This is a genomic window from Streptomyces rishiriensis, from assembly GCF_003112535.1.
In the GTDB taxonomy this organism is placed as follows: Bacteria; Actinomycetota; Actinomycetes; order Streptomycetales; family Streptomycetaceae; genus Streptomyces; species Streptomyces rishiriensis.
In genome coordinates this window covers 70,899-94,565 of the sequence record NZ_BEWA01000002.1, presented here as the reverse complement: position 1 = coordinate 94,565, position 23,667 = coordinate 70,899, and the positions used below count along the sequence as shown (strand labels likewise).

Annotated in this window: 26 protein-coding genes and 1 pseudogene; 12 read left to right on the top strand and 15 right to left on the bottom strand. The window is 71.7% G+C overall.

What is annotated here, in order from left to right:
• The first annotated feature begins 11 nt into the window (after window positions 1-11).
• Window positions 12-866, top strand: a complete 855-nt coding sequence (locus tag Sri02f_RS02140; RefSeq protein ID WP_108999777.1) for an NAD-dependent epimerase/dehydratase family protein — start codon at window positions 12-14, stop codon at window positions 864-866.
• Between the two features lie 3 nt (window positions 867-869).
• Here the strand turns inward: Sri02f_RS02140 and Sri02f_RS02135 are convergent, their stop codons facing one another.
• The 4 genes from Sri02f_RS02135 to Sri02f_RS02120 all read right to left on the bottom strand — a co-directional run bounded on the left by Sri02f_RS02135 (window position 870) and on the right by Sri02f_RS02120 (window position 4,904).
• The gene (locus Sri02f_RS02135) at window positions 870-2,129 is read right to left on the bottom strand and encodes an MFS transporter (RefSeq protein WP_108999336.1); all 1,260 of its coding nucleotides are present in this window, start codon (window positions 2,127-2,129) and stop codon (window positions 870-872) included.
• On the bottom strand, window positions 2,126-3,463 hold the full coding sequence (locus Sri02f_RS02130; protein ID WP_108999335.1) for a GH1 family beta-glucosidase: 1,338 nt from the start codon (window positions 3,461-3,463) through the stop codon (window positions 2,126-2,128). The genes Sri02f_RS02135 and Sri02f_RS02130 overlap by 4 nt, the downstream gene beginning before the upstream one ends.
• A gap of 82 nt (window positions 3,464-3,545) precedes the next feature.
• The gene (locus Sri02f_RS02125) at window positions 3,546-3,812 is read right to left on the bottom strand and encodes a protealysin inhibitor emfourin (protein ID WP_108999334.1); all 267 of its coding nucleotides are present in this window, start codon (window positions 3,810-3,812) and stop codon (window positions 3,546-3,548) included.
• Window positions 3,813-3,833: 21 nt separating this feature from the next.
• Window positions 3,834-4,904: a M4 family metallopeptidase gene (locus Sri02f_RS02120; protein WP_108999333.1), complete on the bottom strand. Its 1,071-nt coding sequence runs from the start codon at window positions 4,902-4,904 to the stop codon at window positions 3,834-3,836.
• A gap of 354 nt (window positions 4,905-5,258) precedes the next feature.
• Between Sri02f_RS02120 and leuA the strand changes: the two genes are divergently transcribed.
• Together leuA and Sri02f_RS02105 are read left to right on the top strand one after the other, a co-directional pair.
• Window positions 5,259-6,980, top strand: coding sequence for a 2-isopropylmalate synthase (gene leuA, locus Sri02f_RS02110; protein ID WP_108999332.1), 1,722 nt, complete (start codon window positions 5,259-5,261; stop codon window positions 6,978-6,980).
• Between the two features lie 183 nt (window positions 6,981-7,163).
• Window positions 7,164-7,859 (top strand): tellurite resistance TerB family protein, encoded by a 696-nt coding sequence (locus Sri02f_RS02105; protein WP_108999331.1) that lies wholly within the window; start codon window positions 7,164-7,166, stop codon window positions 7,857-7,859.
• Between the two features lie 137 nt (window positions 7,860-7,996).
• Here Sri02f_RS02105 and Sri02f_RS02100 read toward each other — a convergent pair whose 3' ends face one another.
• Both Sri02f_RS02100 and Sri02f_RS02095 read right to left on the bottom strand, forming a co-directional pair.
• Window positions 7,997-8,911 (bottom strand): hypothetical protein, encoded by a 915-nt coding sequence (locus tag Sri02f_RS02100; RefSeq protein WP_245970360.1) that lies wholly within the window; start codon window positions 8,909-8,911, stop codon window positions 7,997-7,999.
• Window positions 8,908-9,465 carry a SigE family RNA polymerase sigma factor gene (locus Sri02f_RS02095; protein WP_108999330.1) on the bottom strand — a complete coding sequence of 186 codons (558 nt, stop codon included), beginning with the start codon at window positions 9,463-9,465 and terminating at the stop codon, window positions 8,908-8,910. The genes Sri02f_RS02100 and Sri02f_RS02095 overlap by 4 nt, the downstream gene beginning before the upstream one ends.
• 80 nt (window positions 9,466-9,545) lie before the next feature.
• On the opposite strand from Sri02f_RS02095, the gene Sri02f_RS02090 reads away from it, so the two are divergent.
• A complete protein-coding gene (locus Sri02f_RS02090) occupies window positions 9,546-10,022 on the top strand; it encodes a protein-tyrosine phosphatase family protein (RefSeq protein WP_108999329.1) in 477 nt (158 codons plus the stop codon).
• 97 nt (window positions 10,023-10,119) lie between these two features.
• Here the strand turns inward: Sri02f_RS02090 and bla are convergent, their stop codons facing one another.
• Window positions 10,120-11,007 carry a class A beta-lactamase gene (bla, locus tag Sri02f_RS02085; protein ID WP_108999328.1) on the bottom strand — a complete coding sequence of 296 codons (888 nt, stop codon included), beginning with the start codon at window positions 11,005-11,007 and terminating at the stop codon, window positions 10,120-10,122.
• Between the two features lie 247 nt (window positions 11,008-11,254).
• Here bla and recO point away from each other — a divergent pair, with 247 nt between their 5' ends.
• The 3 genes from recO (at window position 11,255) to Sri02f_RS02070 (ending at window position 13,525) form a co-directional block, all read left to right on the top strand.
• A complete protein-coding gene (gene recO / locus Sri02f_RS02080; protein WP_069767719.1) occupies window positions 11,255-12,004 on the top strand; it encodes a DNA repair protein RecO in 750 nt (249 codons plus the stop codon).
• 16 nt (window positions 12,005-12,020) lie between these two features.
• Window positions 12,021-12,875, top strand: coding sequence for an isoprenyl transferase (locus Sri02f_RS02075; RefSeq protein WP_108999327.1), 855 nt, complete (start codon window positions 12,021-12,023; stop codon window positions 12,873-12,875).
• A gap of 107 nt (window positions 12,876-12,982) precedes the next feature.
• The gene (locus tag Sri02f_RS02070) at window positions 12,983-13,525 is read left to right on the top strand and encodes a hypothetical protein (protein ID WP_108999326.1); all 543 of its coding nucleotides are present in this window, start codon (window positions 12,983-12,985) and stop codon (window positions 13,523-13,525) included.
• Between the two features lie 59 nt (window positions 13,526-13,584).
• Here the strand turns inward: Sri02f_RS02070 and Sri02f_RS02065 are convergent, their stop codons facing one another.
• From Sri02f_RS02065 to Sri02f_RS02050, 4 genes are read right to left on the bottom strand one after another with little or no spacing between them, the layout of a single operon-like run.
• A complete protein-coding gene (locus tag Sri02f_RS02065) occupies window positions 13,585-14,004 on the bottom strand; it encodes a Fur family transcriptional regulator (RefSeq protein WP_108999325.1) in 420 nt (139 codons plus the stop codon).
• Window positions 14,005-14,063: 59 nt separating this feature from the next.
• On the bottom strand, window positions 14,064-14,966 hold the full coding sequence (locus Sri02f_RS02060) for a metal ABC transporter permease (protein ID WP_108999324.1): 903 nt from the start codon (window positions 14,964-14,966) through the stop codon (window positions 14,064-14,066).
• Window positions 14,966-15,742 carry a metal ABC transporter ATP-binding protein gene (locus Sri02f_RS02055; protein WP_069767724.1) on the bottom strand — a complete coding sequence of 259 codons (777 nt, stop codon included), beginning with the start codon at window positions 15,740-15,742 and terminating at the stop codon, window positions 14,966-14,968. The genes Sri02f_RS02060 and Sri02f_RS02055 overlap by 1 nt, the downstream gene beginning before the upstream one ends.
• A gap of 17 nt (window positions 15,743-15,759) precedes the next feature.
• A complete protein-coding gene (locus Sri02f_RS02050; protein WP_108999323.1) occupies window positions 15,760-16,716 on the bottom strand; it encodes a metal ABC transporter substrate-binding protein in 957 nt (318 codons plus the stop codon).
• 207 nt (window positions 16,717-16,923) lie between these two features.
• On the opposite strand from Sri02f_RS02050, the gene Sri02f_RS02045 reads away from it, so the two are divergent.
• Window positions 16,924-18,306 carry a glycine--tRNA ligase gene (locus Sri02f_RS02045; RefSeq protein WP_069767726.1) on the top strand — a complete coding sequence of 461 codons (1,383 nt, stop codon included), beginning with the start codon at window positions 16,924-16,926 and terminating at the stop codon, window positions 18,304-18,306.
• Window positions 18,307-18,373: 67 nt separating this feature from the next.
• On the opposite strand, the gene Sri02f_RS02040 is transcribed toward Sri02f_RS02045, so the two are convergent.
• Window positions 18,374-18,754: a hypothetical protein gene (locus tag Sri02f_RS02040; protein ID WP_108999322.1), complete on the bottom strand. Its 381-nt coding sequence runs from the start codon at window positions 18,752-18,754 to the stop codon at window positions 18,374-18,376.
• Between the two features lie 171 nt (window positions 18,755-18,925).
• On the opposite strand from Sri02f_RS02040, the pseudogene Sri02f_RS02035 reads away from it, so the two are divergent.
• Together Sri02f_RS02035 and Sri02f_RS02030 are read left to right on the top strand one after the other, a co-directional pair.
• Window positions 18,926-19,768 (top strand): annotated as a pseudogene (locus Sri02f_RS02035) (helix-turn-helix domain-containing protein).
• Window positions 19,750-20,031, top strand: a complete 282-nt coding sequence (locus tag Sri02f_RS02030; RefSeq protein WP_108999321.1) for a DUF397 domain-containing protein — start codon at window positions 19,750-19,752, stop codon at window positions 20,029-20,031. The pseudogene Sri02f_RS02035 and the gene Sri02f_RS02030 overlap by 19 nt, the downstream one beginning before the upstream one ends.
• On the opposite strand, the gene Sri02f_RS02025 is transcribed toward Sri02f_RS02030, so the two are convergent.
• Complete coding sequence (locus tag Sri02f_RS02025; RefSeq protein ID WP_108999320.1) at window positions 20,010-21,122, bottom strand: endonuclease/exonuclease/phosphatase family protein; 1,113 nt, start codon at window positions 21,120-21,122, stop codon at window positions 20,010-20,012. The two genes, Sri02f_RS02030 and Sri02f_RS02025, sit on opposite strands and share 22 nt — an antisense overlap.
• A 182-nt stretch (window positions 21,123-21,304) precedes the next feature.
• Between Sri02f_RS02025 and Sri02f_RS02020 the strand changes: the two genes are divergently transcribed.
• On the top strand, window positions 21,305-22,315 hold the full coding sequence (locus Sri02f_RS02020; RefSeq protein WP_108999319.1) for an aldo/keto reductase: 1,011 nt from the start codon (window positions 21,305-21,307) through the stop codon (window positions 22,313-22,315).
• Window positions 22,316-22,340: 25 nt separating this feature from the next.
• Complete coding sequence (locus Sri02f_RS02015; RefSeq protein WP_108999318.1) at window positions 22,341-22,949, top strand: TetR/AcrR family transcriptional regulator; 609 nt, start codon at window positions 22,341-22,343, stop codon at window positions 22,947-22,949.
• On the opposite strand, the gene Sri02f_RS02010 is transcribed toward Sri02f_RS02015, so the two are convergent.
• Complete coding sequence (locus tag Sri02f_RS02010) at window positions 22,931-23,329, bottom strand: hypothetical protein (protein ID WP_174855567.1); 399 nt, start codon at window positions 23,327-23,329, stop codon at window positions 22,931-22,933. The two genes, Sri02f_RS02015 and Sri02f_RS02010, sit on opposite strands and share 19 nt — an antisense overlap.
• Window positions 23,330-23,389: 60 nt before the next feature.
• The gene (locus Sri02f_RS02005) at window positions 23,390-23,629 is read right to left on the bottom strand and encodes a hypothetical protein (protein ID WP_108999317.1); all 240 of its coding nucleotides are present in this window, start codon (window positions 23,627-23,629) and stop codon (window positions 23,390-23,392) included.
• Between the last annotated feature and the right edge of the window lie 38 nt (window positions 23,630-23,667).

Here is a 23,667-nt window from a genome sequence, read left to right as displayed (position 1 = left end):
CGACGATGACGATGCTGACACTGGTGACGGGCACGACGGGACAGATCGGCCGCAGGTTCGTGCCGAGGCTGCTGGCACAGACCGGGCCGGGGGAGAGGGTGCGGATCCTGGTGCGCGACGCGGCCCGCGCGGAGCGCTTCGCGGAGCTCGGCGCGGAGGTAGTGACCGGCGATCTGCGGGACGCGGAGGCGCTCGGCAAGGCGGTGGCCGGGGTGGACGCGGTGGTGAACGTCGCGGCGTCCTTCCGCGGGGTGCCGGACGAGGAGGCGTGGGCCGTCAACCGGGACGCGGCGGTGGCGCTGGCGCAGGCCGCGCGGACGGCGGGCGTGCAGCGGTTCGTGCAGGTCAGCACGGGCCTGGTGTACGGGCTCGGGCGGGGCCGCCCGCTGACGGAGGACGACGAGATCCGGCCCGGCGGCGAGATGTGGGGCGCGTACACCGAGTCGAAGGCGGCCGCCGAGCGGGAGCTCCTCGCGCTGGACGGCCTGGACGTGCGGATCGCCCGGCTCGTCTTCGTCTACGGCGAGGGCGATCCCCACCTCGCCCAGTCCCTGAGGTGGGCCGGCGGGTGGGCGTCGGCGCAGCGGCTGCAGGTGGTCCACCACGCCGACGTCGCCCAGGGGCTGCTGCGCCTGCTGTACGCGCCGGGAGCCGCGGGCCGCGTCTACAACGTCGCCGACGACGCTCCCGTGACGGCGCTCGACCTGCACGAGCTCAACGGCGTCGACCTTCCCGTCGGCATGGCGGACCGCACCGACCCCGACCCGTGGTCCGGGATCACCTCCACCCGGCGCATCCGCCGGGAGCTCGGCTACCGTCCGCTGTACCCCACGGTGTGGGCCGCGCGGGACGCCGGGGCGCTGTGACGCCTACTCGACGCCCCTGATCCGGCGGACCAGCACCGCCCCCGCCAGCCCGATCACGGCGGCCACCAGGTACAGCGTCCGGTACCCGCCCAGGTACGTCACGATCGGCGCGGCGAGGGCGGGGGCCGCGACCTGGGGGAGGGAGTTGGCCACGTTGACGATGCCGAGGTCCTTGCCGCGGTCCCCGGCCGTCGGCAGCACGTCGGTCATCAGCGCGAAGTCGACCGAGGTGAACACGCCGAAGCCGACGCCCAGCACCGCCGCCGCGACGATCGCGCCCGGCCACGTCTGCCAGACCGCCAGTCCCGCCGTCGCCACCGCCATCAGCACGCCGGACCAGATCACGAACGGTTTGCGGCGCCCCACCCGGTCCGACCAGACGCCGCCGACGACGACCGTGGCCAGTAGCGTCAGCCCGTTCACCGCCGTCAGGATCAGCACGCCCTGCTCGGGGTCGGCGTGGTGCAGCCGGTCGCGCAGGTAGTAGAGGAGGTACAGCAGCACCAGCGCGTTGCTCAGGTTCATCAGGAAGCGGGTCAGCCAGGCCCAGCCCAGGTCGGGGTGGCGGCGCGGGCTCAGCCAGAAGCCGGCCGCGAAGCCCCGCCAGGACCAGGCGGGCCGGTCCGCCTCCGCCAGCCGCAGATCCTCGTACCGCACGACGTACGGCAGGACGCCGACCAGCGTGAACACCGCGCAGGCCGCGTACCCCGCCCCGACGCCTCCGGCGAGCGTCGCCAGCCCGGTGCCGCCGACCACGCCCAGGATCTGCGCGGCCCCCAGCCAGCCGCCCACCGAGCCCCGCTGGAGCCGGGGAACCTGGTCGGGGACGGCCGCCGTGACCGCCGCGAAGGCCGCGTTCAGGGTCAGCTGGACCAGACACCAGCCCAGCGCCATCGTCCAGAGGCCGCCCGCGCCCGCGAGCAGCAGCAGCGACAGCGCGCCGCCCGCCGACCCGGCCACGATCCACGGCGTGCGCCGGCCCCTGCGGGACGTCGTACGGTCCGACAGGGCGCCGAAGAGCGGGTTGGCGGCCACCGACACCACCGCGCCGACGCCCGTCACCCAGGCGAGCATCGTCTCCTTCGACATGCCCGAGCCGGGCGCGAAGTCCTCGGCCTGGGAGGCCAGCAGGATCTGCAGCGGGCCGTACCAGCCCACCCAGATCGCCCCGTTGGCCAGGGACAGGGCCGACGTCCAGCCCCCGCCGACCCGTTCGACGGGCTCGGCCAGTGCGGCCGCCGGGGCGCTGTCCGCCGTCGTCATCCCCGCGCCCGCGTTCTCTGCGCCCGCAGCACGTCCCGCAGCCAGGCGTACGACGCCTTCGGGGTCCGGGTCTGCGTCGCGAAGTCGACGTGGACCAGGCCGAAGCGGCGCGCGTACCCCTCCGCCCACTCGAAGTTGTCCAGCAGCGACCACACGAAGTAGCCGCGCACGTCGACGCCCGCCTCCAGCGCCCGGTGCAGGGCGCGGAGGTGGCCGTCCAGGTAGGCGATGCGGGTCTGGTCGTCCAGGCCCTCGTAGGAGCAGCCGTTCTCGGTGATGACGACCGGCGGCAGGCGGTCGCCGTAGCGGTCCTTGAACGTCGTCAGCAGCTCGGTCAGGCCCTCGGGGACCACCGGCCAGCCGAAGTCCGTCACCGGAACGCCCTCGATCTCCTGGACGGAGAAGGGGAGTTCGGCCGGCATGGTGATCCCGCCGAATTCGATCTCCGTGCCCTGCGGCGCGCCCACCCGGGTGGGGGCGTAGTAGTTGACCCCGTACCAGTCGAGCGGCTCGGAGATCACCTTGAGGTCGGCGGCCACGTCGCCCGGCATCAGGTCGCCGAGGCCCTCCGGGTACTCGCCCAGCAGCAGGGGTTCGGCGAACAGGCGGTTCAGCAGGACGTCGTAGAAGGCCGCCGCCTCCAGGTCGGCCGGCTCCTGGGACGCGGGCCAGGTCGGACCGTGGGAGTTGGCGATGCCGATGTCGCCGGCGCCGGCCGCGCGCAGCGCCCGCACGGCCAGCCCGTGGGCCAGGAGCTGGTGGTGGGCGACCGGCAGCGCGTCGAAGAGCAGCTGCTTGCCGGGGGCGTGGGTGCCGAGCGCATGGCCGAGCAGGGTGTGCTCGGCGGGCTCGTTGAGGGTGATCCACTTCTTGACGCGGTCGCCCAGGCGGTCCACGACCGTCGCGGCGTACTCACCGAACCGGGACGCGGTGTCGCGTTCCAGCCAGTCCAGGTCCGCCGGCAGGTCCCAGTGGAAGAGGGTGGGGACCGGGCGCACGCCGGCGGCCAGCAGCTCGTCGACGAGGCGGTCGTAGAAGTCCAGTCCGCCGGGGGAGTTCACCCTCGGCCAGGAGACCGAGAAGCGGTACGCGTCCACGCCGAGCTCCGACAGGAGCGCGACGTCCTCCGTGTGGCGGTGGTAGTGGTCGCAGGCCACCGCGGCCGTCGAGCCGTCCTTGACCCGCCCCGGCTCGGCGGTGAAGGCGTCCCAGACGGACGGCTCGCGCTCGTCGACCGCGCCCTCGATCTGATGGGCGGAGGTGGACACGCCCCAGAGGAAGCCTGCCGGGAACGGGGGGATCGGGTGGGCCGCGGCATGCGGATCGTTCGCCATGGGCGGGATCATCCTTACCGCTGGGTAAGGAAGTCAACGCCCCAGCGTGAACTGGCAGTTCGGAAGGGGCGTCAGGGAACGCTCACGCCCCTTCCTTCAACACCCGCGAGATCAGCGTCCGCTGCTCCGCGGTGAGCCGGGGATCGGCCGCGTAGACCCGCTCGCCGTCCACCGTGATCTCGTAGCTGAAGCCGTCCGGAACCCCCGGTGGGGGCGCGCCCCGGCCGCCGGCCACCGCCTGCTCGGCCAGGGCGTGCCACTCGCCGGCGTCGGGCCGCCCCGCCGTGTCCACCTCGGCCCTGCGCTCGATGCCCGCGAACCCGCCCGTGCGCCTCACCTGAATACGCATGGGTCCCTGTGTAGTACGGAACTACAGGATCCGCACCCCGACCTGCTCCCAGGCCTTCTTCACGGCCTGCGACTCGTCGCCGCCGTCGCCGAAGCGCTCGCGCGCGGCCTTCGCGGTGAGCCCCGCGAAGTCGCTGAAGAAGGCCTTCTCCTTGAGCTCGCCGCCGGTCAGCACGTCGTACCAGATCTGACCCGCCTTCTCCCAGGCGTGGCCGCCGAGGGCGGTGGCGACGAGGTAGAACGCGTGGTTGGGGATGCCGGAGTTGATGTGGACGCCGCCGTTGTCGCGGCCGGTGCGGACGTAGTCGTCCATCGTCGCGGGCTGCGGGTCCTTGCCGAGGACGTCGTCGTCGTACGCGGTGCCCGGGGCCTTCATCGAGCGCAGGGCGGCGCCGGTGACGTTCGGGGCGAGCAGGCCCGCGCCGATCAGCCAGTCGGCCTCGGCGGCGGTCTGGCCGAGCGAGTACTGCTTGATGAGCGAGCCGAACACGTCGGACATCGACTCGTTGAGCGCGCCCGGCTGGCCGTAGTAGGTCAGGTTCGCCGTGTACTGCGTGACGCCGTGGGTGAGCTCGTGCCCGATCACGTCGACGGAGTTGGTGAAGTCGAGGAAGATCTCGCCGTCGCCGTCGCCGAACACCATCTGCTCGCCGTTCCAGAAGGCGTTGTTGTAGCCCTCGTCGTAGTGGACGCTGGCGTCCAGGGGCAGGCCGTCGCCGTCGATGGAGTGGCGCTGGTAGGCCTTGAGGTAGAGGTCGAAGGTGGCGCCGAGACCGGAGTAGGCGCGGTTGACGGTGGCGTCCCGGCCCGGGTCCTCACCCTCGGAGCGGACCTTGCCGCCGGGCAGGTCGGTGCCGTGCGCGCAGTCGTAGATCGTCCGCAGCGGCTGGTCCGACGGCGCTTTCTCCGCCGGTGCGGCGGCCAGGCGGAACTCGGCGGTCACCCGGCGGCGGGCGCGCAGCTCGCTGTCGCGCAGCAGGGTGCGCCGGGCGGGACCGGAGAGTGCGGGGTCGTCGTTGCGCGCCAGCCGGTCGAGGACGTGCGGCGGTACGACGGTGCAGAAGACGGGCTCGGAGCCCCCGTGAGTCGTCATGTCCGGCACCTTTGCACTGTGTTACCTCCCTGTCACTACAGGCAACCATGATCGGTGAAAAACGGTGACAAACACGGCAGATCCACGGCTCGGAGTGGTATGGCGCACGTTTCGTCCCTTTTCCCCTGACTTCTCTGTTATCGCTCCCCGTGGTCCCGCATACTGATACGGACCCGCGCGACCGGAGCGGCTCGGCTAGGCTGCGGAGCACTATGCGTTTCGGGCTGCTTCTCCTTAGCTGCCGCGGCGAGGGCCTGTAGTCGAGGCCGACCCCCTCCCCGCGGTGCTTGGTGTTGCGCGTCGGCCGTCCTTCCGTCCGGAAACCGTCCGGTCACCCCGAGGAGCCAACGCCCCATGGCGAACCGCCAGCAGCCCAGCCAGATGCCGATCCACAAGTACGGGCAGTACGACCAGGTCGACATCCCCGACCGCACCTGGCCGAACAACCGGATCACCGCCGCCCCCCGCTGGCTCTCCACCGACCTGCGTGACGGCAACCAGTCCCTGATCGACCCCATGTCGCCCGAGCGCAAGCGCCGGATGTTCGACCAGCTGGTCAAGATGGGCTACAAGGAGATCGAGGTCGGCTTCCCGGCCTCCGGTCAGACCGACTTCGACTTCGTGCGCTCCATCATCGAGGAAGAGGGCGCGATCCCGGACGACGTGACGATCTCCGTGCTGACCCAGGCCCGTGAGGACCTGATCGAGCGGACCGTGGAGTCCCTGAAGGGCGCCAGGCGGGCGACCGTCCACCTGTACAACGCCACCGCGCCCGTCTTCCGCCGCGTGGTCTTCCGCGGCTCCAAGGACGACATCAAGCAGATCGCCGTCGACGGCACCCGCCTGGTGATGGAGTACGCCGAGAAACTGCTGGGCCCCGAAACGGAGTTCGGCTACCAGTACAGCCCCGAGATCTTCACCGACACCGAGCTGGACTTCGCCCTGGAGGTCTGCGAGGCGGTCATGGACGTCTACCAGCCCGGCCCGGGCCGCGAGATCATCCTGAACCTGCCGGCGACCGTCGAGCGCTCCACGCCCTCCACCCACGCCGACCGTTTCGAGTGGATGAGCCGCAACCTCTCCCGCCGCGAGCACGTCTGCGTCTCGGTCCACCCGCACAACGACCGCGGCACCGCCGTCGCCGCCGCCGAGCTGGCGCTGATGGCCGGCGCCGACCGCGTCGAGGGCTGTCTGTTCGGGCAGGGCGAGCGCACCGGCAACGTCGACCTGGTCACCCTGGGCATGAACCTGTTCTCCCAGGGCGTCGACCCGCAGATCGACTTCTCCGACATCGACGAGATCCGTCGTACGTGGGAGTACTGCAACCAGATGGAGGTCCACCCGCGCCACCCGTACGTGGGCGACCTGGTCTACACGTCCTTCTCCGGCTCCCACCAGGACGCCATCAAGAAGGGCTTCGACGCCATGGAGGCCGACGCGGCCGCCAAGGGCGTCACCGTCGACGACATCGAGTGGGCGGTCCCGTACCTGCCGATCGACCCGAAGGACGTCGGCCGCTCCTACGAGGCCGTCATCCGCGTCAACTCGCAGTCCGGCAAGGGCGGTATCGCCTACGTCCTGAAGAACGACCACAAGCTGGACCTGCCGCGCCGGATGCAGATCGAGTTCTCGAAGCTCATCCAGGCCAAGACGGACGCCGAGGGCGGCGAGGTCACCGGCGGCGCCATCTGGTCGGTCTTCCAGGACGAGTACCTGCCGAACCCCGAGAACCCGTGGGGTCGCATCCAGGTCAGGAACGGCCAGTCGACCACCGACACCGACGGCGTGGACACCCTCAAGGTCGAGGCCACCGTCGACGGCGAGGACACCGTGCTGACCGGCTCCGGCAACGGTCCGATCTCGGCCTTCTTCGACGCCCTGCAGTCCGTCGGCATCGACGTACGGCTGCTGGACTACCAGGAGCACACGATGAGCGAGGGCGCCTCCGCGCAGGCCGCCTCGTACATCGAGTGCGCGATCGGCGACAAGGTCCTGTGGGGCATCGGCATCGACGCGAACACGACACGTGCGTCGCTGAAGGCGGTCGTCTCCGCCGTCAACCGCGCTACGCGCTGACCACCCTCACCGGCGGTTTGAGGACCCCGCTCGTCGAAGTCGACGAGCGGGGTCCCGCCGTTTTCGGCCACTGCCCCGTGGAGGTCACGGAAAGGTCTCGTCCTGGGTGCTGACTACACCTCTCCCCTGTGGCTAACATCACGCAGACGTGGCGATGTTGCCGCGGGGTTACGGAGGTGCGACGTGCTGCCAGAACGGGGACGAGACGGCCGTGTCACCAGGCTTGCCCACATCCTGGGCACCCGCACCGCGTGGACGCCCGTCGGCGACGGCGAGTTCTTCTGCCCGGGCTGCGGCGGGGACCGCAACTACCTGCGGCTGACCGGACAGCGCCGCTTCACCGTCCTCGGCGTGCCGCTCGTGCCGCGCGGTGAGACCGGGCCGGTCGTCGAGTGCGCGGCCTGTCGCCGCCACTTCGGCACCGACGTCCTCGGCCACCCCACCACCGTGCGCTTCTCGGCGATGCTGCGCGACGCCGTCCACACCGTCGCCCTCGCGGTCCTCTCCGCCGGCGGCGCCTGCTCCCGCACGTCCCTGGAGACCGCGGCGGGCGCGGTGCGCGCGGCCGGCTTCGCCGACTGCACCGAGGAACAGCTCTCCGCGCTCGTCGACGCCCTCGCCTCCGACACCGGCCGCAACTATGGCGAGTCCTACGGCCCCGGCCTCGCCATAGAGCTCCACGAGGCCCTCGACCCGCTCGCCGCCCACCTCGCCCCGGCCGGCCGCGAATCGATCCTGCTGCAGGGCGCCCGCATCGCCCTCGCCGACGGTCCGTACACCCCGGCCGAGCGGGAGGTCCTCGCCACGGTGGGCGCGGCCCTCACGATCTGCGCGGACGACGTGACACGCCTGCTGGCCGCCGCGGGAACACCGTCCTGAGGACCGGCTGCGGCCCGGCGGCCTGCGGCCCGGCGGCCTGCGGCCCGGCGGTCCTGCGGCCCGGCGGTCCTGCGGCAGACGGACGCCGGTGGCCTGCACCGCGAGCCGGGCGGCCCACGCCGGCGGACCCGGGCGGCCTACGGCAGCGACCGCTCGTACGAGCTGTCCGTGTCGGAGTCGTAGACCAGCTTTCCGGCCGCGTCGTAGCCCTTGACGCGCGGCGCCAGGGTGACCTGCCGGTTCAGCACGCCCGCGGCGACGAACCAGCGTCCGTCCAGCGTGGCCGTCGTGTCGTCACCTCCGTAGGACACGGTCACCTTGGCGACCGACGGCTCGACCGTGCCGATCACCCCCCAGCGGAACGGCAGCTTCCAGTGACCCTTGTCGATGAACGACTGCTGGTACAGCTTGCCGCCGTTGAAGTCGGGCACGACGGGGCCCGCGTTCGGCGGACCGGCGTCGCTCCCGCCGGTGCTGATGCCGGAGGCCACACCGTCGACGAGGGAGCAGATCACCCGGAAGTCCGCCGGCCGCTCCTTCACGGCGACGACGTGGATCCCGTCGCCGGAGGCGTTGGAGTCGCCGGTGCTCCTGGCAGCCAGGATGATCCGGTAGTCCTGCGCCCTGCCCAGGTCCGCGGTGCTCCCGGCGGACCCGCCCTCGGCCCGCAGGCACTCCTTCAGACCGGCCGCCGCCTGCTCGAAGGTGATCCCGTCGAGCAACTGCCCGGGCGTCGCGGGCCGCCCGGGACCGGACGGCGACGAGGGCGCGCCCCCGGCCGAGCGGTGCGGGACGCTCGCCGACGGCTTCGGCGCCGCCGTGTCGGCGGCCCGCCCCCCGTCTCCGCCGTTCACCGCGTAGGCCCCCACCGGCACCGCGGCCAGCGCGATCAGCGCCGCACCGGTCACCGCGACGCGCCGCCGCCGCTCGGCCAGTCCCCGCCGCCTGATCGCCGGATACGGCGCCGGCGAGGGCCGGACCGTGTACGCGTCCTGCGCGAGCAGCTCACGCATCCACTCCTCCAGGTCCCCTCGGCTGTCCCACTCGTTCACCTGCCGACCTCCTGTCCCTGTTCCTGGTGGTCCTGGGCCCGACTGCCGGACGCCGTGCGGCCGGTGGCCAGCCCCGGATGCGCACGCAACTTCGCGAGTCCCTTCGACGCCTGGCTCTTGACCGTGCCCGGCGAGCAGCCGAGCGTCTCGGCCACCTCCGCCTCGGACAGGTCCTCCCAGTACCGGAGCACCACTACCGCCCTTTGCCTGGGCGGGAGTTGAGCCAGTCCGTCCAGCAGGGAGCTCCGCTCCTCCACCCGTCCCGCGCCCTCGTCGCGGCCCGCCCGCTCGGGCGGCGCCGCGGTCAGCGCCTCGACGACCCGCCGCTTGCGGAACCGGTCGCTGTTGCAGCTGACCAGCATCCGGCGGACGTACGCCTCCGGGTTGTCGCTGCGCGATATCCGCCGCCACGACCGGTACGCCTTCGCCAGCGCGGTCTGTGTCAGGTCCTCCGCGTGGTGGACGTCGCCGGTGAGCAGATAGGCGGTCCGCACGAGCCGGGACCACCGGGCTCTGACGAACTCCTGGAACCGCTCCTCTTGTTCGGCCTGCATCAAGCACCCTCCTCGCCCCCCAGACCACCGGTCGGGCCGAATCGGTTGCCCGCACCGTGCGGTCGCGTTCGAATGAGGCGATGGAGAACGACGCGTGGGCCTGGTCCGCCGGAGACCCCGGGGTGCTCGAACTGCCGTCGGGGCGGCTGATCCGCGGCCGCGGCCTGCGCCGCCCGCCGGACCCGGCGGCGCCGGTCCCCGCCTACGGCCTCTACCTGCTGAGTGCCCGGCCCCCGCGGCCCCCCTGGGAGTCCCGCTGGGTCCGCTGGCCCGACTTCCGCCTCCCCGCCGACCGTCGCGACGCCCGCGCGGCCCTCGTCGAGGCGTGGCGCCGCGCGGCCGACTCCCGCGTGGAGATCGCCTGCGCCGGCGGTCGAGGCCGCACCGGCACGGCCCTGGCCTGCCTGGCGGTGCTGGACGGCGTGCCCGCGGACGAGGCGGTGCGTTACGTCCGCGCCCACTACGACCGCCGGGCCGTGGAGACGCCTTGGCAGCGGGGGTACGTGCGCCGCTTCACCCCCGCCGACCCTGCCGGCCCTTCCGGCTCAGCGGACTGAGCGGACTGAGCGGACTGAGCGGACTGAGCGGACTGAGCGGACCAGCCGGCCCCGCGGACGATGCCGGGGGCCGGAGCCGGGGCGACCGCCGGCGGCCTCAGCCGAGCGCCTCCGCCAGCACGCCCGCCGTCTCCACGATCAGCGCGTGGTCGTAGGGGGCTTCGCGGTCGGGCTCGGTGAGCTGGACCGCGAGGACGACCGGGGCGCCGTCCGGGGTCCAGGCGATGCCGGCGTCGTTGTCCGCGCCGTACCAGCCGCCGCCGGTCTTGTCGGCGACGGTCCAGGTCGGGGGGAGCCCGGCGCGGAAGCGGTTGGCGCTGGTGACCGTGCCGAGCATCCAGTCGGTCAGGCGGCGGCGGTCGGGGGCGGACAGGGCGTCGCCGAGGACCAGCCGGGCGTAGGTGCGCGCGATCGCGTACGGGCTCGTGGTGTCCGTGATCCGCCCGGGCTCGGCCGAGTTGAGCTCCGGCTCCCAGCGGTCGAGGCGGGTGACGCGGTCGCCGACGGAACGCGCGAAGCGGGTGATCGCGGCGGGACCGCCCAGCTCGCGCAGCAGCAGGTTGCCCGCCGTGTTGTCGCTGTGCTGGATCGCCGCGGCGGACAGCTCGGCGATCGTCATGCCGTCGGCCACGTGGTCCTTGGTGATCTCCGAGTTCTCCACGAGGTCGTCGGCCGTGTAGTGGATGCGCCGGTCCTGCGCCGCCGCGTCCAGGTCCCGCAGCACGGCCGCCACCGCCAGGGTCTTGAACAGCGAGCAGACCGGGAAGAGCTCGTCGGCGCGGTGGCGGACCCGGCGGCGGGTGCGGACGTTGTACGCGAAGACCCCGAGCCGGGCGCCGTGCCGGGACTCCAGGTCGCGCAGGCGGGCGGTGACGGGATCGGCGGCGGCCCGTGCGGGGCCGGCGGCGAGCAGGGCGGCGCCGGCGCCCGCGCCGGCGGTGAGCAGGGTGCGGCGAGTGGTCGAGGCTGAGATCGTTCTCTCCATCCGTCGGGAACCGAAGTCGTTTCCGTATACACGGACGCCCCGGCGGGCAGCCCTGGTTGCGAGCGCCGGCGCCCGCCTGCGCCGGGCGGGCGCACCGCCCTTCCGGCGTAGGCGAGAATGGGGTCATGAGCCTGTTCCGCGACGACGGCATCGTGCTGCGCCCCCGAAGGCCGGGGGAGGCAGGGCGCGGCACGCCGCGGCCGGGCGGCGGACGGCCGGCCCGGCGGGCCCCCGGCGGCGGTGTGCGATGAGTCTCTTCCGGGACGACGGCATCGTCCTGCGGACCCAGAAGCTGGGCGAGGCGGACCGCATCATCACGCTGCTGACGCGCGGGCACGGGCGGGTGCGGGCCGTGGCGCGGGGGGTGCGGCGGACGAAGTCCAAGTTCGGGGCCCGCCTCGAACCCTTCTCCCACGTCGACGTGCAGTTCTTCGCGCGAGGCAGCAGCGAACTCGTCGGCCGCGGGCTGCCGCTGTGCACGCAGAGCGAGATCATCGCCCCCTACGGCGGCGGCATCGTGACCGACTACGCCCGCTACACGGCGGGGACGGCCATGCTGGAGACCGCCGAGCGGTTCACCGACCACGAGGGCGAACCGGCCGTGCAGCAGTACCTGCTGCTCGTGGGGGCGCTGCGGACCCTGGCCCGCGGCGAGCACGCCCCGCACCTCGTCCTGGACGCGTTCCTGCTGCGGTCGCTGGCCGTCAACGGGTACGCGCCCAGCTTCGGCGACTGCGCCAAGTGCGGAATGCCCGGACCCAACCGGTTCTTCTCCGTCGCCGCCGGCGGCTCCGTCTGCGTCGACTGCCGGGTGGCCGGCAGCGTCGTACCCTCGCCGCAGACCCTGGTCCTCCTCGGCGCGCTGCTCACGGGAGACTGGGAGACGGCGGACGCGTGCGAGCCGCGCCACGTCCGGGAGGGCAGCGGACTGGTGTCCGCCTATCTGCACTGGCATCTGGAGCGCGGGCTGCGCTCCCTTCGGTATGTGGAAAAGTGAAGGAGACGAGAGGCACATGGTCGTACGCGGGTTCCTGGGGCGGCAGCGTCGGGAGTACAGGACGCCCGAGCCGCACCCGTCCGGCGCTCGCCCGCCCAAGCTCCCCGGTGAGCTGGTCCCGGAACACGTGGCGATCGTCATGGACGGCAACGGCCGCTGGGCCAAGGAGCGCGGGCTGCCGCGCACCGAGGGGCACAAGGTCGGCGCCGAGCAGGTCCTCGACGTGCTGCAGGGCGCGGTCGAGATGGGCGTGCGCAACATCTCGCTGTACGCCTTCTCCACCGAGAACTGGAAGCGCTCGCCCGACGAGGTCCGCTTCCTGATGAACTTCAACCGCGACTTCATCCGCAAGACCCGCGACACCCTCGACGAACTCGGCATCCGGGTGCGCTGGGCGGGCCGGATGCCGAAGCTGTGGAAGTCGGTCGCCAAGGAGCTCCAGGTCGCCCAGGAGCAGACCAAGGACAACGACCGCCTCACCCTGTACTTCTGCATGAACTACGGCGGGCGGGCGGAGATCGCGGACGCCGCGCAGGCGCTGGCCGAGGACGTGAAGGCGGGCCGGCTCGACCCGTCCAAGGTCACCGAGAAGACCCTCGCGAAGTACCTGTACTACCCGGACATGCCCGACGTCGACCTGTTCCTGCGGCCGAGCGGCGAGCAGCGCACCTCCAACTACCTGATCTGGCAGAGCGCGTACGCGGAGATGGTCTTCCAGGACGTCCTGTGGCCCGATTTCGACCGCCGCGACCTGTGGCGGGCGTGCGTGGAGTTCGCCTCCCGGGACCGCCGTTTCGGCGGCGCCACCCCGAACGAGGTGCTGCTGTCCCTGGAGGGGAGCACGCCGCAGCAGGACGCCGGCTCCTCCTGAAGCCGTCCGGCGGACCACACCGGGAGGCGGGCGTCCGACCTGCGCGCCGGGCCCCTGCGTCCGGCCGTTACGATCACGGCTCGTCACCGCAGGACCGGGGAGGGGCCATGGGCGAGGAGCAGGGCGTCGGAGTGCGCGAGGACGCGGTGGTGCTGGAGTACGAGCACTGTCTCGCGGACATGGAGGACGCCGTCCGGCTGGTGTCCCGCAAGAACGGCCGGGCGGGTCTGATCCACCGGCCGGTCTTCCTGGTGTGCGTCGCGCTGGCCGGGATCGCGCTGCTCGGCCTGAGCGTGCGCGCCGGCGACGGGACCGCGATGGCGTTCGGCGTGATGTTCACGGTGTGGCCGGTGCTGATGTACTTCGCGCCGCGTCTGGCGGCCGCGCAGCTGCTGAAGGCGAACCGGCACCACGGCCGCATCCAGGTCCGCGTCGGCCCGGAGGGCGTCCGCACGGTGAGCGCGCACGCCGACCTGCGCATGGACTGGGCCAACTACGGCAGCTACGCGGAGTCGGAGAGGGTCTTCGCCCTGCGCAGTCCGGACAAGGCCGGCCACTGCGCGATCGTCCTGGTCAAGCAGGGCGCCCGCACCCCCGGGGACGTCGACCGGCTGCGGGCCGTGCTGGACGGCCGGCTGCGGCGCGTCTGACCGTCGGCCGGGCCCGTCCGGCCGACGGGCGGGCGGGCCCGGCGGACCGGCGCGGCGGCTCAACCCGTGGCGGCCCTCGCGCAGTCCGCGCAGGTGCCGAAGATCTCCACCGTGTGGGCCACGTTCACATAGCCGTGTTCCGCGGCGATGGCCTCGGCCCACGTCTCGACCGCAGGGCCCTCCACCTCCACGGCCTTGCCGCAGACGCGGCAGACGAGGTGGTGGTGGTGCTCGCCGGTGGAGCAGCGGCGGTACACGGACTCGCCGTCCGACGTGCGCAGGACGTCGACCTCGCCCGCGTCGGCGAGGGACTGCAGGGTGCGGTACACGGTGGTCAGGCCGACCGAGTCGCCCTTGTGCTTGAGCATGTCGTGCAGATCCTGCGCGCTGCGGAACTCGTCCACCTCGTCGAGCGCCGCCGCCACGGCGGCGCGCTGCCGGGTGGCGCGGCCCTTCACGGGCGGTCCAGCGGTCGTCACCGTTGTCTCCTCACGTCTGCGGCTTGCCGGGCCATTGTGCCAGCCCGGCCTGCGCGCGGTCAGACGCCGACTTCGTCGCCCGAGCTCCGGGTGGCCGGAATCGCGCACTCCGCGGGGTCGCCCGCGGGTTGCGCCGCCGCCACCGCGCGGGCGCGGCGGCGGGCCAGCGGGGCGGCCAGCACGCTCAGCGCGACGAACGCGGCGATGGTCAGCAGCACGATCGTCGCGCCGGGCGGGACGTCCTGGTAGTACGAGGTGACCGTGCCGCCGATGGTCACCGTCACGCCGATGGCCACCGCGATCGCGAAGGTCGCGGCGAAGCTGCGGCTGAGCTGCTGGGCCGCGGCCACGGGCACGACCATCAGGGCCGACACCAGCAGCAGTCCCACCACGCGCATCGCCACGGTCACCGTCACCGCCGCCGTGACCGCCGTCAGCAGGTTCAGGGCGCGCACCGGCAGGCCGGTCACCCGCGCGAACTCCTCGTCCTGGCTGACCGCGAACAGCTGGCGGCGCAGGCCGAGGGTGACCAGGACCACGAAGGCGGCGAGCAGGCAGATCGCCGTCACGTCCGACTCCGACACCGTCGACAGCGAGCCGAAGAGGTACGAGGTCAGGTTGGCGTTGGAGCCGCCCGGCGCGAGGTTGATGAACATCACGCCGCCGGCCATCCCGCCGTAGAAGAGCATGGCGAGCGCGATGTCGCCGCGGGTCTTTCCGTACCAGCGGATGAGTTCCATGATCACCGCGCCCAGGACGGAGACGGCCGTCGCCATCCACACCGGCGACCAGGAGAGCAGGAAGCCGAGGCCGACGCCGGTCATCGCGACGTGGCCGATGCCGTCGCCCATGAGGGCCTGGCGGCGCTGGACGAGGTAGATGCCGACGGCGGGGGCGGTGATGCCGACCAGGACCGCGGCGAGCAGCGCCCGCTGCATGAAGGCGTAGTTCAGGAGGTCCATCAGCTCAGCAGTCCCGTGCGGATCGGTTCGGCGCCCGCCGGTGCGTGCGGGTGCACATGGTCGTGGCCGGGGAGGGCGTGCTGCCCCACGGCCCGCGGGGGCGGCCCGTCGTGCAGCACGCAGCCGTCGCGCAGGACGACCGCCCGGTCGATGAGGGGCTCCAGGGGGCCCAGTTCGTGCAGGACCAGCAGGACGGTCGTGCCGGCCGCGACCTGCTCGCGCAGGGTGTGCGCCAGCACTTCCTGGCTGGCCAGGTCGACGCCTGCCATCGGCTCGTCCATGATCAGCAGTTCGGGTTCGGCGGCGAGCGCGCGGGCGATCAGCACGCGCTGGTGCTGGCCGCCGGAGAGGGCGTCGACGCTGTCCTTGGCCCGGTCCGCCATGCCGACCAGCTCCAGGGCGTGCCGGACGGCGGCGTGGTCGGCCTTGCGGAAGACGCCGAAGCGGGTGCGCGAGAGGCGGCCCGAGGAGACGACCTCGGTCACCGTGGCCGGGACCCCGCCCGCGGCCGTGGTGCGCTGCGGGACGTATCCGATCCGCGCCCAGTCCCGGAACCGGCGGTGCGGGGCGCCGAACAGCTCGATCTCGCCCGCGCCGATCGCCACCTGTCCGATGACGCTGCGCACGGCCGTGGACTTGCCGGAGCCGTTCGCGCCGAGCAGGGCGACGACCTCACCGCGCCGCACGGTGAGGTCGACGCCCCGCAGAACGGGGCGCGAGCCCAGTTCGGCGCGGACGCCGCGCAGCGAGATGACGGGCTCGGCCTTCGCGTCCATGACGCCCTCCGTAGTGGTCACTTGGTTCCCAGGGCCGTCTGCAGCGCCTTGAGGTTGGCTCGCTGGACCGCGAAGTAGTCCGTGCCGCGGGACTTCTTCGTGATGCCCTCGATCGGGTCGAGGACGTCGGTCCTGAGGTGCGCGTCGGAGGCGATGGTCTTCGCGGTCTTGTCGCTGACGAGCGTCTCGTAGAACACGGTCGTGACGCCGTCCGCCTTCGCCATCTTCTCAAGCTCCCTGACGCGGGCGCCGCTGGGCTCCGACTCGGGGTCGAGGCCGTTGATGGCCTCCTCGGTCAGGCCGTAGCGCTCGGCGAGGTAGCCGAAGGCGGCGTGGGTGGTGACGAAGACCTTCGTCCTCGTGTTCGCGAGGCCCTTCTCGAACTCGGTGTTCAGATCGCCGAGTCGCTTCACCAGGGCCGCGGTGTTGGCCTTGTAGTCGGCCGCGTGGTCCGGGTCGGCCTTCTCGAAGGCCTTGCCGACGCCCTCCGCGACCTGGGCGTACCGCACGGGATCGAGCCAGATGTGCGGGTCGAGGCCGGACAGCTCCTCGTTCTGGTGGTCGTCGTGCTCGGCCGCGTGGCCGCCGACCTCGTTGCCGTGCTTCTCCAGTGTGGTGAGGGAGGCGGCGTCGATCTTGGTCTTGAGCCCGGACTGGGCCACCGCGTCGTCGACGGAGGGCTGGAGGTTCTTGAGGTAGAGCACCGCGTCGGACTCCTGGAGCGCTGCCGTCTGCTTGGCGCTGATCTCCAGGTCGTGCGGCTCCTGGCCGGGCTGGGTGAGGCTGGTGACGTGCACGTGGTCCCCGCCTATCCGCTCGGCGAGGAAGGCCATCGGGTAGAACGACGCGACGACGTCGAACTTGTCCGTGTTGGCCGCGGCCGCGCTGTCGGAGGAGCAGGCGGAGAGGGAGCCGAGGCCGAGGGCGGTGGCCGCCGCGACGGCCGCGCCGGATATGACTCGTCGTGCGTTCATGACACTCATTTTCAACAAATATGGAAACCGTTGTCAACAAGCTGAGGGGCAAGGGGCCGGTAAGGGCCCGGTAAGCCCCGAAGGGCTGCGGTATGGCCCCTGTGGGCGGGGGCCCGATTTGGTCGAGGGGGAGTCCCCGCCGGTACCCTGAAGTCTTCGCTGGAAGCACCTCGCTTCGTCGCCCGTCGTCGTTATGAAGAGAGCACCGTGGCCGCCGACAAGATCGACACCATCGTCAGCCTGAGCAAGCGCCGTGGCTTCGTATTCCCCTGCAGTGAGATCTACGGCGGCCAGAAGGCCGCCTGGGACTACGGACCGCTGGGTGTCGAGCTCAAGGAGAACCTGAAGCGCCAGTGGTGGCGCTACATGGTGACGTCGCGCGAGGACGTGGTCGGCATCGACTCGTCCGTCATCCTGGCCCCCGAGGTCTGGGTCGCCTCCGGTCACGTCGCCACCTTCTCCGACCCGCTGACCGAGTGCACCTCCTGCCACAAGCGGTTCCGCGCGGACCACCTGGAAGAGGCGTACGAGGCCAAGCACAACCGCCCGCCGGCCAACGGTCTGGCGGACGTGAACTGCCCCAACTGCGGCAACAAGGGCCAGTTCACCGAGCCCAAGCAGTTCTCGGGTCTGCTCTCCACCCACCTCGGCCCCACGCAGGACACCGGCTCCATCGCCTACCTGCGCCCCGAGACCGCCCAGGGCATCTTCACCAACTTCGCCCAGGTGCAGACCACTTCGCGCCGCAAGCCGCCGTTCGGCATCGCCCAGATGGGCAAGTCCTTCCGCAACGAGATCACGCCCGGCAACTTCATCTTCCGCACCCGCGAGTTCGAGCAGATGGAGATGGAGTTCTTCGTCAAGCCGGGCGAGGACGAGAAGTGGCAGGAGTACTGGATGGAGCAGCGCTGGAACTGGTACACCGGCCTGGGCATGCGCGAGGAGAACATGCGGTGGTACGACCACCCGAAGGAGAAGCTCTCCCACTACTCCAAGCGCACCGCTGACATCGAGTACCGCTTCCAGTTCGGCGGCAACGAGTGGGGCGAGCTGGAAGGCGTCGCCAACCGCACCGACTACGACCTCTCCGCCCACGCCAAGGCCTCCGGCCAGGACCTCTCCTACTTCGACCAGGAGGCCGGCGAGCGCTGGACGCCGTACGTCATCGAGCCCGCGGCCGGTGTCGGCCGCGCGATGCTGGCGTTCCTCCTCGACGCCTACATCGAGGACGAGGCCCCCAACGCCAAGGGCAAGCTGGAGAAGCGCACGGTGCTGCGCCTCGACCACCGCCTCGCGCCGGTGAAGGTCGCGGTCCTGCCGCTCTCCCGCAACCCCGAGCTGTCGCCGAAGGCCAAGGGCCTCGCCGCCGCGCTGCGCCAGAACTGGAACATCGACTTCGACGACGCCGGCGCCATCGGCCGCCGCTACCGCCGCCAGGACGAGATCGGCACGCCGTTCTGCGTCACCGTCGACTTCGACACCCTCGACGACAACGCCGTCACCGTCCGCGAGCGCGACTCGATGAAGCAGGAGCGCGTGTCGCTGGACCAGATCGAGGGCTACCTGGCCGCCCGCCTGATCGGCGCGTAGCCGCCCACGGCACTCAGCGGCAGACCGAGGCCGGCCCCGACGGAATCCCGTCGGGGCCGGCCTCGCGCTATACGGCCGGGTGCCGCTCCCGCAGATGGGCCCGGAGCAGGACGTCGGCGTCGGTCTCCGCGCTGTAGTCGTGCGCCGCGCGCGCCTTCACGCGGCGCGACGCGAGCTCGGCGCACTCCGGACAGCCCGGGACCGGCTGAGGCGGACGGCGCAGGCCCAGCATGAACGGCCCGTCGGTGCGCGCCCGCGCGTTCGCCGCCCGCACCCCGGCGCGCAGCCGCTCGCGCTCGGTCGCCGGCCGCAGCTCGGCGGGATCGGCCTGCCACTCCCGGCCGCCGCCGACCGGCCGCAGCATCACGTAGGGACCGGAGCGGTCCTGGTACGCGCCGACCCTGTCCGTGGCCGGGTCGTAGAGGAGGGTGCCGGGTTCGTGCTCCATGTCGTCCGCTCCTTCTGCCCAACTTCCTTACTGAAAGTGAAGGTGGGGATACTCTAGGTGGTGGGGGGTTGACGTCAGGATGCCTTCCGGGCGGGGCGGACATGCCGTCGACGAGGGGTTCGTAGTCGTTCGGCGGCGCAAATTCCACAAATGCGGAAGAGGCGGGACGGGATGCCGGCGAGGCGGGTGGTCACGGGGCGGAGCCAGGAACCTCGGCGACGGTTCGCGGAGGAGCTGCGCCTGCTGCGGGCGGCCAAGGGGGACAGTCTGCGGCAGCTGGAGGAGGTGCTCGGCTGGACCGCGTCCACCTTCGGCAAGATGGAGGGCGGCCAGAGCCTGGGCAGCCCGGAGGTCGTGGAGGCGCTGGACCAGCACTACGGGACGGGCTCGATGCTGCTCACGCTGTGGGAGCTGGCGGTCGCCGACCCTTCGCAGTTCAAGGAGCAGTACCGGCGCTACATGGAGTTGGAGGCCGCTGCGATCGGCTTGTGGCACTACGGCGTGAGCAGGCCGCCCGGCCTGTTGCAGACGGCCGGGTATGCGCGGGAAGCCCTGGCCGCGGGTGGTCTCACAGGGGAAGCGCTGGAGCAACAGGTTGAGGCGCGCGTCGGACGGTGAAGCGTTCTGGAGGGGCCGGGAGCGCCCCCGTTCCGCGCGATCATCTCCGAGGCGGTGCTGCGCAACTCGCTGCGTGACCCTGTGGAGTGGCGGGGGCAGTTGGAGTATTTGGTGGAGGCTTCAGAGCACCCCCACATCACTCTCCATGTGCTGCCGTTCGGTACGGGGCTGCATCCGCTGGATGGCACCTCCATGATGTTCCTGCGTCTTCCAGAAGGCCGAACGGTCGTCTATACCGAATTCGATGTACGGGGTGAACTGGTGGAGGAAACCAGCAGGGTTGAGCGCCTGCACCGAACCTATGATGGGGTTCGTGACCTGGCGCTTAGCCCTACCAAGTCGCGGACGTTCATCTCGCGGATGTTGGAGGAAGTGCCGTGTCGGCCATCGACCTGAGCAACGTGACGTGGCGCAAGAGCAGCTACAGCAACTCGGACGGCGGCGAGTGCCTCGAGGTCTCCGACGACCTGCTCAGCCTCGCCGCCTGGCGCAAGAGCAGCTACAGCAACTCGGACGGCGGCAACTGCCTCGAAGTCGCCGACAACGTGACCGCCCTCGTCCCCGTCCGGGACAGCAAGGACCCGGACCGGGGCGTCCTGGTGTTCGGCGCTGCGGCCTGGGGCCGGTTCGTCGGCGTCTACAGGTCGACGTCCATGTAGAGCGCGGCGTGGTCGGAGGCCGCGTTGGCCGCCGAGGTCACGGTGTCGAAGGACTTGATGCCGTCCGCCCAGATGCCGCGGGTCTCCAGGCCGACGTGCTGGACCTCCTGCCACACCTCCGGCGACATCAGCAGGTAGTCGATCTTGTCCCGCTCGCTCTGGCACGGCTTGAACGTGCCGGGCAGTCCCTTGTAGGAGCGGTGGGTCATCGCGTCCCGCAGTCCGGCGCCCTCCAGGGTCACGGCCGAGTCGCTGCTGGGGAAGTCGTTGAGGTCCCCGGCGACGATGACGTGCGGGGTGCGCTCCAGTGCGGCCCGGTAGATCTCCGCGACGCGCCTGGCCTGGGCCAGCCGCAGTGCCGGATCGTCGTTGGACTTGCTCTTCAGGTGGTTGCCGAGGATCACCAGGGGGGTGCCGTTGAGCCGGATCTCGAACTCGGGGCAGTCGCGGCTGAAGAGGCGCTCGTCGGGACGGTCCGGGTTGGTCTCGAAGATGTGGGTCCGCAGGGACGTGATCGGGTACCGGCTGAAGATCCCGACGTCGATGCCCCGGCTGTCGTTGCCGTCGATCAGCAGGGCGTAGGGGTAGGGCCGCCTGCCGAGCGCTCCGGCCAGCACCTGCGAGTTGAAGCGCTCCAGGGCGAGACGGTCCTCGACCTCGACGGTGAGCAGGATGTCGGCGTCGACCTCCGAGACCACCCGGCCGGTGTTGCGCACCGTCTCCAGGTCGAGGTCGTCCTGCCCCAGTTCGATCCAACCGGCCCAGCCGGAACGGCCGTTGGCGGTGACCTCGATGTGGGGGTGCCTGCCCCGCCCCGGCGGCTTGAACAGTCCGGAGTCCTTGCCCGGGCGGGACTGGTTCACGTAGATGGGCGGCGGGTCCTCCGGGTCGATCGCGTACGCCCGGTGCTTCTCGATGAGCCCGGCGATCTTCGTCTTGTCGTCGGCCGTGTACTCCGGCTTGTCGAGGAGAGCGCCGAGGGCGGCGAAGTCGTCGAGGATTTCCTTCCGTTTCACCGGGTCGGTGAGGCGGAAGGCCGTGGGTCGGCGGAACAGGTTTTCCATGTTGAACGTGGCGATGCGGATGCTCATGACAGGCCTCCACGGCGGCGCGGAAGGGCCGCTCGGCCGGCGGCAGGCGCCGCCGAGGTGACTGCGCACCGACATATTCCATTGTCCTCATCCTCGTGGGCGCGTCGACCGCGCGGGTGTGGAGTGGCAGCTATGGAATGACAGATATTGAAATCTGTCAGCTGTCATGACAGTCTGGGGGCATGACGATGCGAACCCGTTCCCTCGGCACCACCGGCCCCCAGGTCTCCGCACTCGGTCTCGGCTGCATGGGCATGTCCGCCCTGTACGGCGACGCGGACCGGGCCGAGGGGATCGCCACGATCCACGCCGCCCTGGAGGCCGGCGTCACCCTGCTCGACACCGGCGACTTCTACGGCATGGGCCACAACGAGCTGCTGATCGGCGAGGCCCTGCGCACCGCGCCGCCCGCGCTGCGCGAACAGGCGCTGACCAGCGTGAAGTTCGGCGCGCTGCGCGGACCCGACGGCTCCTGGGCCGGGTACGACGGCCGGCCCGCCGCCGTGAAGAACTTCGCCTCCTACTCCCTCCAGCGCCTCGGCGTCGACCACATCGACGTCTACCGGATCGCCCGCGTCGACCCCGACGTGCCGATCGAGGAGACGGTCGGCGCGATCGCCGAACTGGTCGAGCAGGGATACGTCCGCCACATCGGCCTCAGCGAGGCCGGCGCGCAGACGATCCGCAGGGCCGCCGCCACCGCGCCGATCGCCGACCTCCAGATCGAGTACGGGCTCGTCACGCGTGGCATCGAGCGGTCCATCCTGCCGACCACCCGCGAACTGGGCATCTCGATCACCGCGTACGGGGTCCTGTCGCGCGGTCTGATCTCCGGGCACTTCACCGCCGACCGCAAGCTCGGCACGGATGACTTCCGGGCCCACTCGCCCCGCTTCCAGGGCGACAACCTCCGGCACAACCTGACCCTCGTGGAAGCGCTGCGGAAGATCGCCGAGGCCAAGGGCGTCTCCGTGGCCCAGCTCGCCATCGCCTGGGTGCTGGCCCAGGGGGACGACATCGTCCCGCTGGTCGGCGCCCGCACCCGCGACCGGCTCGCGGAGTCGCTGGGCGCGCTGGACGTCGTCCTCGACGCCGACGACCTCGCGGCCGTCGAAGCGGCCGTGCCCGCCGACGCGGCGGCGGGCGAGCGGTACCCGGCCGCGGCCATGGAGCACCTCGACAGCGAGCGCTGACCGGCCCGCCGGGTACCTTCTCACCATGGCACCGCAGACCTCCGAGACCCTGACCGCCGAACGCATCCTCGAGGCGACCGAGGAGGTGCTGCGCCGGCACGGCCCGGCCAAGGCGACCGTGGTGGACGTGGCCCGCGCGCTCGGTGTCAGCCACGGCAGCGTCTACCGCCACTTCCGCACCAAGGCGGCGCTGCGGGCGGCGGTCACCAAGCGGTGGCTGGACCGCACGTCGGAAACGCTGGCCGGCATCAGCGCCGACGAGACCCGCGCCCCGGAGGCCCGGCTGCGGGACTGGCTCGCCGCCCTCTTCGAGGCCAAGCGCCGCAAGGCGGGCGACGACCCCGAGCTGTTCGCCACGTACATGGTGCTCACCGGGGAGACGGGCGAGGTGGTCGACGAGCACCTCGCCGACCTGACCGGTCAGCTGACCCGGATCGTCGAGGCGGGAGTCGCGTCCGGGGCCTTCGCGGCGGCCGACCCGGCGGCGTCCGCCCGTGCCGTCTTCCATGCCACGGGCCGCTTCCACGACCCGGGCTACTTCGAGGTCTGGGAGCGGCCGGGCGTCGAGGACGACTTCACGGCCCTGGTGGACCTGCTGCTGCGGGGGCTGCGGGCTCAGTCCGCGTCCTTCTGAGCGACGAGCTGCACCCGGATGTCGTCCCCGTAGGGCAGCACGATCGTCTGGTCCAGGCCGGCGTGCCAGTCCGGCGTCACCAGGAACAGCCGACCGCCGGACGCCATCAGCATCCGGAAGCCCCGGTAGCGGTAGAGGTACGTCCGGCCGTCCTTCCCGGCCGGGCCCAGGCGACTCGCGCTCACCCCCACCGGCAGGCCGTCGAGCGGCTCCTTGGTGTCGACGACGACCTCGGGACGCTTGTAAAGACCGTCCGCGTCCTGCCTGCCGCGGCCTTTCCCGTACGCCCACGCCAGTTGCGTCGACCCCCAGAAGAGCCCGAAGACGCCCAGGGCGACCGCGCACATGACACCGTTGCGGGCCAGGCGCGTCGTCAGCACCGGACGCCCGCGCTGGCGGCCGTAGATCCAGACGCCGTAGACCCCCGGGACGCCGGAAAGTCATCGCGACGCGCGGCCGCCGCCCTCGCCTTCGTCGCGTCCCCCGGGATCCACCGTCGCCTGGTGCTCCGCGGCGAGATGCTGCTCCGCCTTCAGCCAGGGCAGGAACTGCGCCCCCTGGCGCCAGCCGCAGGTGTCACAGCTGATGGTGCGCTGTACGCCCGCGCGCCGCACCCGGACGACGTGCTGCCGCCCGTGCTGGTCGAAGCGGCTCACCCTGCTCGCGTTGTTCTCCGGCATGACGCCTCCAGCGTCCGAGGACATCGCGGCTGCCCGCG

Bases quoted from the DNA above. Each gene is read 5' to 3' on its own strand.
- Sri02f_RS02140 (WP_108999777.1), top strand. From the start codon at position 12: ATGCTGACACTGGTGACGGGCACGACGGGACAGATCGGCCGCAGGTTC.
- Sri02f_RS02135 (WP_108999336.1), bottom strand. From the start codon at position 2,129: ATGACGACGGCGGACAGCGCCCCGGCGGCCGCACTGGCCGAGCCCGTC.
- Sri02f_RS02130 (WP_108999335.1), bottom strand. From the start codon at position 3,463: ATGGCGAACGATCCGCATGCCGCGGCCCACCCGATCCCCCCGTTCCCG.
- Sri02f_RS02125 (WP_108999334.1), bottom strand. From the start codon at position 3,812: ATGCGTATTCAGGTGAGGCGCACGGGCGGGTTCGCGGGCATCGAGCGC.
- Sri02f_RS02120 (WP_108999333.1), bottom strand. From the start codon at position 4,904: ATGACGACTCACGGGGGCTCCGAGCCCGTCTTCTGCACCGTCGTACCG.
- leuA (WP_108999332.1), top strand. From the start codon at position 5,259: ATGGCGAACCGCCAGCAGCCCAGCCAGATGCCGATCCACAAGTACGGG.
- Sri02f_RS02095 (WP_108999330.1), bottom strand. From the start codon at position 9,465: ATGCAGGCCGAACAAGAGGAGCGGTTCCAGGAGTTCGTCAGAGCCCGG.
- Sri02f_RS02090 (WP_108999329.1), top strand. From the start codon at position 9,546: ATGGAGAACGACGCGTGGGCCTGGTCCGCCGGAGACCCCGGGGTGCTC.
- bla (WP_108999328.1), bottom strand. From the start codon at position 11,007: ATGGAGAGAACGATCTCAGCCTCGACCACTCGCCGCACCCTGCTCACC.
- recO (WP_069767719.1), top strand. From the start codon at position 11,255: ATGAGTCTCTTCCGGGACGACGGCATCGTCCTGCGGACCCAGAAGCTG.
- Sri02f_RS02075 (WP_108999327.1), top strand. From the start codon at position 12,021: ATGGTCGTACGCGGGTTCCTGGGGCGGCAGCGTCGGGAGTACAGGACG.
- Sri02f_RS02070 (WP_108999326.1), top strand. From the start codon at position 12,983: ATGGGCGAGGAGCAGGGCGTCGGAGTGCGCGAGGACGCGGTGGTGCTG.
- Sri02f_RS02060 (WP_108999324.1), bottom strand. From the start codon at position 14,966: ATGGACCTCCTGAACTACGCCTTCATGCAGCGGGCGCTGCTCGCCGCG.
- Sri02f_RS02055 (WP_069767724.1), bottom strand. From the start codon at position 15,742: ATGGACGCGAAGGCCGAGCCCGTCATCTCGCTGCGCGGCGTCCGCGCC.
- Sri02f_RS02050 (WP_108999323.1), bottom strand. From the start codon at position 16,716: ATGAACGCACGACGAGTCATATCCGGCGCGGCCGTCGCGGCGGCCACC.
- Sri02f_RS02040 (WP_108999322.1), bottom strand. From the start codon at position 18,754: ATGGAGCACGAACCCGGCACCCTCCTCTACGACCCGGCCACGGACAGG.
- Sri02f_RS02025 (WP_108999320.1), bottom strand. From the start codon at position 21,122: ATGAGCATCCGCATCGCCACGTTCAACATGGAAAACCTGTTCCGCCGA.
- Sri02f_RS02020 (WP_108999319.1), top strand. From the start codon at position 21,305: ATGACGATGCGAACCCGTTCCCTCGGCACCACCGGCCCCCAGGTCTCC.
- Sri02f_RS02015 (WP_108999318.1), top strand. From the start codon at position 22,341: ATGGCACCGCAGACCTCCGAGACCCTGACCGCCGAACGCATCCTCGAG.
- Sri02f_RS02005 (WP_108999317.1), bottom strand. From the start codon at position 23,629: ATGCCGGAGAACAACGCGAGCAGGGTGAGCCGCTTCGACCAGCACGGG.